This is a genomic window from Caballeronia novacaledonica (genome assembly GCF_900258035.1).
Classification (GTDB): Bacteria; Pseudomonadota; Gammaproteobacteria; order Burkholderiales; family Burkholderiaceae; genus Caballeronia; species Caballeronia novacaledonica.
Genome location: NZ_OGTP01000003.1, coordinates 193,507 through 205,313 on the forward strand (window position 1 = coordinate 193,507; position 11,807 = coordinate 205,313).

The following is an 11,807-nucleotide window of genomic DNA, read 5'->3' on the forward strand; positions in this document are numbered from 1 at the left end:
CCTTTCTTCCTTGAGAGATGCTCTACCGCTGCGTCGGCATGAACTTACGCAGGCAACGATGACGACGAAGCGGTCTTCCGGTGTAGTTTGCGAACGACTCCGGCACTTCCGACACGTAGACGGCTCCCGTTGAGTCCACCGCGATTGCGTGAGGTGCCGGGAATTCAACGCCTGGACAATCGATCGCTGTCACGATGGCTCCGTCGGACGTGCGGACCGTGACTCGCCCTGCCATTTCGCTCTGCGCTCGACCGAGTCGCCACGACTTCAAATCCTTGGGGCCTCGGGGAAGCTCGGTCACGTAGACCAAGCCGTTCCGGCCGAAAGCCAGGTCTGTTGGCCTCTGGACGTTCGTCCATGTCCCGACCAGTTGACCGTCGCGCGCGAAGATCTGGGTGCGGTCGTTCTCCCGATCGCACACGAAGACCCGACCCGAGTCGTCGAGCATCACGCTGTGCGGGATTACGAAGCAGCCGGGATCCGATCCCGGGCCACCCCACGAACAGACCTGTCGACGATCGACCGAAAAGCGATGAATCCTGCAATTCCGATAGCCATCGCTGACGAACAACTCTCCATCGGCCGCGGCGGCGACCTTAGTCGGCCTGTTGAACGGCGGACCACCTTCCAGGCGCTCGTACGCGACCTCGGCACTTGGCGCTGTTGCGTCATAACCGGTATCGGCCGGAACGCCGCTGCCGATCGTTTCGAGCAAGCGACCCGAGCGATCGAACACGAAGACCTGATGAGCACCGTCGTCAGCAACGTAGATCCTTCCGTCACCACCGACCGAAATCAGATGGGGGCGAGTCGAAAAGCAGTCGTTGCCCCAGCGGTTCAGAACCGTGCCGTCCGGGCTGAACACCGTCACGGTATCGGAGCCGCGTCGCAGGACATACACGCGATCCTCGGCGTCCACCGCCACGCCCGTGACGTCTTCTTCCCAGGTTTGACCACCCCAGCCCGCCACCAGCTCGAAATTCATCACGCTTGTTACCCCTTGGACGCGTGCACCCAGTTGGGAACGTGCGGCTGAACTTCCTCCGGTGCGCCTTCGAGCAGCGCAGGAACGGGGTTTTCGTCCATGAGCCAGTCCGAGAAGTCGTATGACTGCCACGCAGTATCCGCCGGGTCGAAAGACGAAATTTCGAGCGGGTTGCCGCTCGGGTCGGCGAAGTAAATCGATGAAATGAACCGATGCGCGTTGTTTGCGCCGCGCCGCTCGGAGACCTCGGACACGTCGACGCCGTTGGCTTGGAGATGCTCGCGGAACCACACGACGTCCGCATGCGAGCGTACATCGAAGGACAAATGGTCCAGCTTCTGCGGTTCGACCGGCTTGCTCCAGCGCTCCTTGACCGACGCGGGCCACAGTACCGAACTGACCGGCGCTGGCGGACGCTCTGACACACCCGGCGCTTCATAAAGCGAAAACAGTTCGCCGTTACCCATTTCGAAGAACACCTGCCGCAACGAAATGTTCACTGCAACGGCCGAAGTATCGGCCGGCTTCACTGCCGAGCCGCTCGAATGGTGAGCGGCGGTGCGCAATCCTTCGCCCGTGGAAGTAAACCGCACCGTGCGCACGACCTTCATCCCGAGGATATCCCGGTAGAACCGCACACCCTGATTCATGTCATGCGTGAAAAACACCAGGTGATTGATGCCCGAGATCCGGCCCGCTGCCGGCCCCGCTTCCTGCAGGACACGTCGGTGGCCCGGAATCGTTTCGGCGCGCGAAGCGGCAGCCTTCTCCGTGGTCAAATCAGCCATAGCAAAAATCTCCTGTATTCAATGTTCTGTGGATCGCGCTGATTTCACGCGCACTTATGCGTCCAGTACCAATCGCGACGAACACGATCGAGATACGCACACCATGATCGTCTTCCCTGCCGCCCGTTCCTTGGGGCTCAGCACCGAATCCCGATGGTCGGGCGTGCCTGAAATGACTCGGGTTTCGCACGAGCCGCACACCCCTTCCTGACAAGACGAGTCGATGTCGACGCCAAGCTCCTCGGCCTTGTCCAGGATCGAGCAGCCCGGCGGCACAGTCGCAACGATTCCGGAGCGCGCGAATTCAACTTCAAACTCCGTGTCCTCATCGATGGAGCCGTCCGCTCGCGCCGAGAAACGCTCGTAGTGCACGCGATCGCTCGACCACGACGCGCAACTATCGTCGATGGCATTGAGCATCGGTTCGGGTCCGCAGCAATACAGGACCGTGTCGGGATCGGCCTGCGCGATCAGCGTATTCAAATCCGCCTGTCCGCTCGCGTCGCTTTCGTGCAGCGACACCCGATCACCACCGATCGCGACGACGTCATCGATGAAAGCCATCGACTCCGCCGAACGTCCGCAATAAAAAAGACGCCAATCCGCTCCTGCTTCGCAGACGTTCGTAAGCATCGGGAGAATGGGCGTAATGCCGATTCCGCCCGCAATGAACAGGTAGCGCTTTGCGGCGACCAGCGGAAAGTTGTTTCGGGGGGAGGAAACGCGAATCGTGTCACCTTCCGCCACGCCCTCGTGGATGTGGGCTGAGCCACCGCGGCCGTCCGACGCGAGGCGCACAGCGACTTGCCAGTGTTGTCGGTCAGTGGTCTGCCCGCACAGTGAGTATTGCCGCACGTAGTCCACGCCGTTGGAAGTGAAATGGAGATCCACGTGTGCGCCCGGTTCCCAGACCGGAAGATCGGCTCCATCGCGGCGCGCGAACGTCAAACGATGGACTCCATCAGCTACTATATCCTTGCGGGTGATCACAAGTTCGAAGTCACGCTCCGACATAACAAGCCCCTCATTTATCAGGCGAGTCCCAAGCGTCTGCCGCGACTCGCCCATCAAAAAGTCCTCGCAGTCCCTGAAGACGCTCAGACTTCCAGAACTACCGTTGCACCTTCGATCGTCACCGGCACCGTCTCCACACCTCCCTTCAGACGCTCGAGCTCTTCCGGCGATGCGACCTTCACCGGATAGCTGCGCACTTTCTGCTTCGATTCGAAGATCGTGCGGCCGGTCTTGATCTCGAACTCCCAGTGGTGCCAGGGGCAAGCGACGATTTCGCCATCACGCACCCAATGCATTTCCGGAAGCCGGTCTGCCGGCAGCTCGGCCTGGGACGTACCGCGCACCTTGCCTTTGCACAGCGGACCACCCATGTGCGGGCAGGTGTTCTTCAACGCGTAGAACTGGCCTTCGACATTGAAGACACCGATACCGCTCTTCACTTTGTCCGGATAGACGATGGTCGACGAACCCGGCGGCAAATCACTGACAGCACCCACTACATAACGCATGATCTTGTCTCCTTCGCTTCGTGCGGATTCACGAGCTCAATTCAGCTGAAACGCGCGTTGCCAGGCGCGGGTAGAACTGCGCCGCGTTGTCGGCGAGGACTCGGGCACGTTCCCTTTCGGACCACGTCAGGAACACATCGCCTTCGTTGACTCCATCCCAGTACGGATGGCGGCTACCGAAAACCACGAGCGAGGAGTTGTCGCCGCCGATCGTGCCGGCCGAAGCCGTGCTGTGCGGCGATATTTCGTCGTCGGGCTGCGTGACAAAGCGGGCCTGACGTTCGAGATACGTCGTTGGCTCCTTGCTTACCCAGGGCACTTCGACACGATCCGATTGCCAGTCCTTGTCCGTGCGGATAACCAGCGAGCGGGCGGCATGCACGCTCAGGTCGCCGAACACCACCCGCAGCTCGGGCAGACGCTCGAACACACCGGCAACGATGAAGCTGGTTAGTTGGACGATCGCCGACATCGGGCGGATCGCGTGGTTCTCGGCAAAGTAGCTCGGGAAACCAACCTGCGACGGCGCCGGCTCGACCAGCGTGGCGAAGTCGTCGTGTACGAAGACAACGAGACCTCGCTCGGCTGCGGCGCGCCAGATCGGGAAGAAGCGCTGCTCGCCATACGTGGCGAGTGCGCGAGCGGGCACGACCAATTGCACGAAGCGGTCGTCGTCAGCCCATTTGTCGATCTCGCGCAATGCCGTGTCGGTGTCATTCAGTGCGATACGGATCGAGCCGAGGAAGCGACCTTCGGATTCCGGGGCGTCCAGCCATTTCTCCGCCATCAGCCGGTTGGCGGCGCTCGCAACCGCGGCAGCCTGTTGCGGGTTGGGCCAGTAGCCGCGAGTCGTCGGGCTCAGCACCGCGTAGTCGACGCCGCGGCGACGCAGGTCTTCAGCGACGGCGGCCGGACTGGATGCCTGTTCGGCCGGCACGGTCATCTGATCGAACGGTGCACGGTACTTTTCGCCGAAGAGCGGCGGCAACTTGAGCAGATTCCAGGGGGAACCGACGGCCTTGTTGAATTCGATGTTGTCCAGAACCGGGTGGACTGCGCAATCGATAATCATCGCGCACCTCCGGCAGCCAGATCGAAACGGTCGACCGGACGGGTCGTCGGCAGGTTGTACACCAGGCGGGCATTTTCAGACATGATTCGCTTCTTCACATCGGCATCCAAGGAGCGCGGCAGCGCCTTGCTCGGAGGGTCGTAGTCGTAGTGGGGATAGTCGCTCGAGAACATCACGAGCTCGGCTGCATTCGCTTCTTCGTACAGCGCCGCGATCTTGTGCGGGTCCGTGTTTTCTTCGATCGGCTGCGTCGCAAAGCGGCAATGATCGAGGACGTACTGCAACGGCGTCTTCTTAAGTCCGAGCTCTTTCGAGGTCATCGCCCAGTGACGCTGCATGCGATCCACCACCGGCCGGTACCACAAGAATCCGCCTTCGACGAACAGCACCTTCATGTCGGGGTGGCGATCAAATACGCCATTGCAGATCCAGCTTGCGAGGTGCGCTGCATAAGCCATCGGCGCAATCAGCGAGTGATACTCGACGAAGTACTGCAGCGGGCCGGTTGAGGTCCAGCCGAGCGGTTGAGTCGCGCCGCCTCGGAAGTGCATCGAGATCGGCAGATTGTGGCGCGCAGCGGCTTCCCAGATCGGGTCATACATCGGGTGCCCGAACGGGCGCGGACCGTAGTGACCGATCATCACCTGACGAAAGCCGGGATGGCCGCCCCATTTGTCGATCTCCTTCGCAGCGCCCAGCGGATCATCCACGGAGATGGAGATCGAACCGACGTAACGGTTTTCAGCGTTGTACTTCGACAGCCAGGTATCCGCCATCCAGCTGTTCACGGCGCCGGCCAGCGCGGTGTCCAGCTTGGGATCGGTCGTAAAGCCCCGGAAGCTCCACGGCAGGAGGATCGCGTAGTCGGTCGGATCATCCACGAACATCTGCTGGCCGACCAGTTCCGGATCCGAGCCGATGTCGCCGATGGACGGATACGCATCCTTGCGACCACCACCATCAAGCGTCTTGTAGGTCGAGCGGCTGAACGGCACGCTGTCGATTAGGTTCGGCATGTCGCGCCAGGGCGCATCGAGATAAGGGATCAGTTCTTCGAAAGAACGCGGTTCGACGTGAACGTCCGTATCGATCACCTTGATCTCGACGTGTTCGATTTGCGAGTCCTTCGATTCCGGCCGTTCGAGTGTTGCCGTCGTCATCATGTTTCCTCCCGACAGTGGGTTGTCGTCGTCAATTCGTTAAGTTGCGACGTGTGGGGTTCGTCGTGATATTCAGTCTGCCTGTATAGTTTTGAAGTGTCAACGAATCCGACCTAGGGAAAAGTCCGGAGCATCACGGGTTTGGGTATTTGGCGCGATACGCGCGACGCCGTGAGCTGAGAAATCAGAGGCTTTCGACCGCCAAAAATCAGCTCTAATCATGCAGTTTGGGATCAGCACGCGGCGCCGGTTTCCCTTTGTCAGAAAGGCGCCTCAGGCGTTTTAGGCATTAAATGCATCGCTTCATGCGAAGCGATGCGGCGTGACGATTCCGCCACGTTGCGCACAGTGCCGCGGGCGACGTATCCAACACGTTAGGGACATTCCCGTAGATACAAAAAGTGGATATACAGGCAAACTGATGATAAATACAGGCAGACTGCACATTAAATTTTCGAGACCTCGTCCACCGAAACGGCCCAATCTCGGCCCAGATCCTCCGCACACGATTCGCTCAAGTGGCGCCCATCGACCCTCTGGGTAATGCGACGAGCGTACGAATCTTCCTGTCCCGTCACGGTTTTTTTCGACTTCTTTTCTGTAGCCGCTTGCCTATACCAAGTGGACGTGATGCCGATGGAAAAGGCGTCGCGAATCGGCGCTCGCCCCTCGCTGCATCTTGCATCGCAGACGCGTGGGTAATGTACAAGACATCGAGCGCGCAGCATCGCTGCGTTGGGCGCTTTGACGGCTTGAAGAGGTGACCAGGTACCTCAGGCCCTATTGGATCAATCGAGGCCTTCCTGATGATCGAAGGCCCTATGCCGAGGCAGCGTCAAACGGAACGAGCGCCCGCACACCATGGTCGATCTGCGAAGGTACAGTCGCAGGACCAAGGCGTTGCAGGCGCTCGGAGAGCCAGTTCAGTCTGGGCTATTGCACGTTAGTCAGGAAGGCGTCGCGCGCGGTAGGCATAGTAGATCTGGACCGCGGAAGAGACAGCGAGAAAACCGAAGCTCACTGCTCGCAGAAACTCCGCCCCCGTGAAACGATCTGCTTGATGCGTCAGCACCCAGCCGGCCAGCGCCGGGCCCACAGAAATACCTGCGACCGCTACGACGTAGTAGACGCCGTTCATCTGCCCGGTCTTATCCAGTTTCGACAACACGCCAAGAATCAGCGGATTGATGACCCAGTAAGAGAACGCGAACAGAAGCACGGATGCGATGAAGACGACGAGCGAGCGCGGGAAGCCGAGCTGCAGAACGACAGCGCTACACAGTGAAACGAAAAAAAGCGAAATAATCGGAGCCGACGCTTTCCGGTCTCCGGCAAAGACCGCCATGGCCGATCCGAGCGCGCTGACGATTGCCGCCCAACCCAGTAGCATAGACATCTGCGACTTTCCGATCGCGGCCGTTTCACCAAGCACAGCGATGAACGGATAAAACGTGCCAATACCGAGGTAGAAGACAAAGAAGGTCAATGCAAGGATCACCTTCTCGGACAGACCGATCGTTCGCACGCCTTGGACTGACACCGCCTTTTTCTTCTCCACACGCTCGTGACTTTCGGGAACGTAGCCGATCAGGATCAGCGCCAGCGGCACAGTACCGGCCAGAATCACGAAAATCGAGTTCGCTCCGCACATCCGGTCGATGAACGGCATCGCGAACGCGGCAACGGCACCATAGAGCTGCGTGGTCGTCGAGTACAGTGCCGCTGTTTTTCCCGGGCGGCCGGAAAGCGCAATAAGAATCCCGAGGCGTCCGAGACCGAAGCCAGCACCCAGCCCGGACAGGCATCTCAGACCGTACAGAACGACGCCGGGATCTGCTTTAAACGGGATGCTTGCGATGTTGGCCATCATCATCAAGGCCAGCGCACCGAACAGATATCCCCGTCGGCGCAAAAAGAACGGGAAAGCCGTCGCCAGGACTGTGCCCGCGCTCGTCGAGATCATTTCGGCCGTCAGCAGATAGCCAGATGTAGCCTTATCGAAGCCGACGGACTGAACGAAGGCCTGGATGATGAGCGGTTTGAGGGAGGAAGCTGCATGTCCTGCTACGCCTACCATCACGATTGCAATGATAGGTAAAGTCACCCAGAAACTGGCGCGCGAAAATAGTCCTCTGTCTTCGGTGGATAATGCGGAGATGGACTCCGCGTCGCGTAGGTTGGTTGCTGCGGGGTCGCTCATTTGTACTGTCTCCTGTTCGTGGTAATACTAGTGAAACTTCATGTGATCTCGCTTTCCGCAATCGTCCTCAGGTCCTGATGGGATCATCAAGCCTCATTCATATTACGTAGGATGCCGAAGCTCTTTAATCGGATACTTTCACCGCGATGTGATCTCCGATTCGCTGCCGTCACCGTTTATTCAGTCTGCCTGTATACTTGGAGCGCGTATGTAAGGGGATTTACTTACCAGAGGACACGCGGACGAATTTTTTGAGAACAGCGGATCGCGAGGATCTTTCAGGCTGAGCGCGCGGCATCCACGCGATGAGCCGCGCCATGCGTCGCTCATCGCAGCAGCTACCGTTACCCTCTGCAAGCAGAGGTGGCGATGGTGCACTCTCACATCTGTCTCTTCTTGGATTTTTCAGATGCGTGAGATGGCGTGGCATCACGCTTTATGCGGCCGTTCTCGAGAATGTCATCATCGGCCCTCGATCATTGGGCGGGAACACTCCCCACGACCCATCGTCATGACGAAAGAAGACGAACTCAATCGTTCCCGAAGGACGGGTCGCCATAACCTGCACGTATCGCCAAGGTTTGCTTCGTCCATGACTGAAATTCGTGATCCGCATGTGCACACAGTCCTTGTGGCCCAGCCATCTGTCCACAAGGGCACGCAACGAATATTCGCGATAGCTCATCGTTCATCTCCCGTCGCGCAAGCGCTAGTTCACTATCAACTGCCAAAGAAGCATCGCATTCAGCGCCACGATAGTGCCGGCGCACAGCCACGCTAATGCTCGCGGAATGCCTCGAATCCGGAATCGACCCATCAACCTTTGGTCCGATGCAAAGGTCACCAGCGGAATGACGGCCAGCGGCAGTTGCACGCTGAGCACCACTTGACTCGCGACCAGTAACTGGTTCGATCCGTGTTCCCCGAAGGCACAAACGGCAAGCAATGCCGGTCCGATCGCCAGCGTTCGAGTCTGAAGAGCGCGGACCCAACGTGCGCTCTTCATTTGCAAAAACCCTTCCATCACCGCCTGTCCTGCAAGCGTTCCAGTCACGGTCGCGTTGAGCCCGCATGCAAGCAGGGCTGCAGCGAAAATGACGCCTGCCCATTGGCTGCCCACGAGAGGCGCGATCAGACGGTGGGCGTCCGCAAGATCGTTGACGTCGTAATGGCCGCTTGCGTGAAACACAGCGGCCGCAACGATCAAGAGAGAGGCATTGACAGTGAAAGCCAGACCCAGCGATGCAAAGGTGTCGATATTGACGCCCTTCATGGCGTGGTCGATCGACGGTTCGTCTCGCTCGCTGGCGTGATGCTTCACGAGCGCGGAATGAAGATACAGATTGTGTGGCATCACGGTCGCACCCAAAATGCCAGCGGCAAACCAGAGCATTCCTGCATCGCGGAGCAAGTCGGTCGATGGCTTGATGCCGGCGAGCGCTGCATGCCATGACGGGTTCGCGAGCGCAAGCTCGACGACGAAGCAGAGGCCAACAAAGAAGATCAACGAGCTGATCACTACTTGCAGCGGACGTTGTCCGCGGCTTTGCAGCGCCAACATAGCGAATGTGGCGACTGCGGACATCATCACACCGACCGTCAGCGACACGCCAAGCAGAAGTTGCAGCGCGACCGCACTACCAACAACTTCAGCAACATCACACGCGATAATCGCGATCTCGCAGGTGATCCACAGGAAGAGTGTGCTTCGACGGCTGTAACGCTCCCGGCACAATTGAGCCAGGTCCCGCCCCGTTACGACGCCCACTTTCGACGCGAGCCACTGCAACAGCAAACCCATCAAACTCGCTGCGAGGACCACGCTTAACAATTGATAGCCGTACTTCGCTCCACTTCCGAGCGCCGTGGCCCAGTTACCCGGATCCATGTAGCCGACAGCCACTAGAGCCCCGGCACCGATAAACGATGACCAGCGCCCACGAGCACCTCGGGATCCTTTGGGTGGCTCGCCTCGACGCCTGCTTCCGGTTTCCGGGAGACAGTTGGGGGCCGGCAAATCAGTTGACCCTGTCTGATTGAGTACGAACGTGTTCATGGTTCCGCGGACTGTGAGTTGATTTTTGGCGACCAGGTTGAAACGATTGGCGGGTCGCCTGAGCAGAGACGCCGCAGCGTCTCGAAGGCTCGTTTGCCGACTTCGTCGTCGCTGATGGGTGACGGCTGCGGCACCCGAGGTGCACGGATGCAGTCACCCACTCAATCGGCGTGCGACGATGCGCACCGGTCGATATACTCAGTCTGCCTGTATACTTTGAGGGTGTCAATCAGGCGGCGGATAGGGAAGTTCCCTAAATGATTGAAACGTTGATGCGGCCGTTGAAGGGCCTCGCGCGTGCGGTCCTGTCGGCGCTCATCCGGCGAGGTAGTCGTGTTCCCGGCGGCCGCAGGCGGATGTGATGGAGAGAAGTGACAGAGTCAGTTCCGTCACGAGTGGAAGTCCAGACGCCCTGATGAACCAGACGCCCTGGTACACCTCCGGATCACAAAATCCGATTTGTTCATTGCGTCTCGGGAGGATGCTCGCGTCCTCCCGAGCAGCGGGAGAAACGCGAGCGGAATCCCTCAGTTAAAGATTCGACCTGATCTTTCCGACGCAGCGGTCACCCTCTCGCACGATCTCGACGCTCGCGCCGAACGGTTGGGAGAGACCGTCGAGGCGAGACAGGATTCGTGCAGCTTCATCTCCGGAGGCCAGTTGCGGGCACCCGCGCCGACTTCTCGGCGCGTCTCGCCCAAGCGTGATCGGATGAAGCTCACTATCAGCGAGCACTCCATTCTCAAACGTGAACCTGGCGACAACGGACTCCCAGAAGAGCGGTTGTTTGCCGTAACCGGTCACCACATCGAAGAGATCCGCAGGCGTAGAAGTCAGTGGCATGCCTTGCTGTTCATAGACTTCGAGCGGGAACGAAGAGAACGTCTCCACGTTGAAGATGAAGTTGCCAAGCGAATAGCAGATAGGACGACCGGCATAGAGCTCGACCCCACGAAGCATGTGGGGACCATGGGCGAAGACGCCATGGGCACCGGCATCGATCAACTTGTGGGCGAGCGGCTGAAGAAACTCCGCGGGCGTCTCACTATTCCAGCGGCCTTGAAGTCCTTCGTGACAATGGAGCCCGACGAACACGAGGTCAGCTTGGCGCGATGCTTCGCGCACCGAGGCCGTCAGTTCGTCAACATCTCGCTCCAACGCGTCCGTCACCACTCGGGAGGTATCGCTCGGAGCAAAGTTGACGCCCTCGACCGCAAACCCTCCCTCCGGGGGCGGATCGTAGACGTTCTTGTCCGGATAAGGGAAATGAATTCCCGGTGCAGTCGTCCCTGTTGCGGCCACGTTCACGCCGGCCTCTGCCAGGATTTCACGCAGCTCGTCGAATCGCTCCTTCTTGATGTAGTGAGTCTTCTGGACTCGAACTGGTGCAATGCCAGGGCGCCCAACGTCACCCACGCTCGGATCCGCAGCAAGGTTCAGGCGTGCATTGCTTGAGCCCGCAGCGATGTACGCGACTCGGCAACCGGGCGCGCTGAAATAGCGCGGCGCACGCGCTTCACGCAGCGTTCGGCCCACTCCGGCGTACGTCAATCCACGCGCCTCGAGCGCCTCGATCGATGACACGAGTCCGGAGACTCCGTAGTCAGTGGCGTGGTTGTGCGCCATACCGTAGATATCGATTCCGAGCCATTCAAACTCCGACAACAACTCGGGCTCCACACCGCACGGAATGCCATGCATGGTCGTCGATGCCATCCGGCCTCGGCCGGGGAAAACCATCTCAACGTTTGTTATCGCAACGTCGGTGTTCCTCAGCATCTCGACGAGAGCGAGGAAATCAGCATCGGGGTTGGGCGAGATGCGCTGCGTGAGCATGGCGTCGCCCGTGGCAAGAACACTTACTTTTGACACAATGGAGCTCCTTCCTGGTGTACCAAATTGGGATACATTGATCTCGATGGGCCGGATTGTCAATGCAATATTCGCTCGTTGTCAACGCGCTTGGGCGCGTCCGAAGGCTGCCGAGTAGTCGCAATGGCGCAGGCTGGCTTGCTATAGCGGA

The 11,807-nt window shown here is 59.3% G+C and carries 9 protein-coding genes; all 9 read right to left on the reverse strand.

Features of this window, described 5'->3' with window-relative positions; all coding sequences use genetic code 11:
* Positions 1–22 precede the first annotated feature (22 nt).
* Positions 23–985: an NHL repeat-containing protein gene (locus NOV72_RS07050; RefSeq protein ID WP_106853882.1), complete on the reverse strand. Its 963-nt coding sequence runs from the start codon at positions 983–985 to the stop codon at positions 23–25.
* A gap of 8 nt (positions 986–993) precedes the next feature.
* On the reverse strand, positions 994–1,773 hold the full coding sequence (locus NOV72_RS07055; protein ID WP_106853883.1) for a VOC family protein: 780 nt from the start codon (positions 1,771–1,773) through the stop codon (positions 994–996).
* Between the two features lie 54 nt (positions 1,774–1,827).
* Entirely contained in the window at positions 1,828–2,787 is a 960-nt protein-coding gene (locus tag NOV72_RS07060; RefSeq protein ID WP_106854052.1) for a PDR/VanB family oxidoreductase, read from the reverse strand.
* An 83-nt stretch (positions 2,788–2,870) separates the two neighbouring features.
* Positions 2,871–3,296 carry a Rieske (2Fe-2S) protein gene (locus NOV72_RS07065; RefSeq protein ID WP_106853884.1) on the reverse strand — a complete coding sequence of 142 codons (426 nt, stop codon included), beginning with the start codon at positions 3,294–3,296 and terminating at the stop codon, positions 2,871–2,873.
* A gap of 28 nt (positions 3,297–3,324) precedes the next feature.
* Positions 3,325–4,368 carry an amidohydrolase family protein gene (locus NOV72_RS07070; protein WP_106853885.1) on the reverse strand — a complete coding sequence of 348 codons (1,044 nt, stop codon included), beginning with the start codon at positions 4,366–4,368 and terminating at the stop codon, positions 3,325–3,327.
* Positions 4,365–5,531 carry an amidohydrolase family protein gene (locus NOV72_RS07075; protein ID WP_245932931.1) on the reverse strand — a complete coding sequence of 389 codons (1,167 nt, stop codon included), beginning with the start codon at positions 5,529–5,531 and terminating at the stop codon, positions 4,365–4,367. The genes NOV72_RS07070 and NOV72_RS07075 overlap by 4 nt, the downstream gene beginning before the upstream one ends.
* Before the next feature lie 940 nt (positions 5,532–6,471).
* Positions 6,472–7,728 carry an MFS transporter gene (locus NOV72_RS07080; protein WP_106853886.1) on the reverse strand — a complete coding sequence of 419 codons (1,257 nt, stop codon included), beginning with the start codon at positions 7,726–7,728 and terminating at the stop codon, positions 6,472–6,474.
* A gap of 709 nt (positions 7,729–8,437) precedes the next feature.
* Entirely contained in the window at positions 8,438–9,784 is a 1,347-nt protein-coding gene (locus tag NOV72_RS07090; RefSeq protein ID WP_106853888.1) for an Nramp family divalent metal transporter, read from the reverse strand.
* A gap of 531 nt (positions 9,785–10,315) precedes the next feature.
* Positions 10,316–11,656 carry a CapA family protein gene (locus tag NOV72_RS07095; RefSeq protein ID WP_062611904.1) on the reverse strand — a complete coding sequence of 447 codons (1,341 nt, stop codon included), beginning with the start codon at positions 11,654–11,656 and terminating at the stop codon, positions 10,316–10,318.
* Positions 11,657–11,807: the final 151 nt, after the last annotated feature.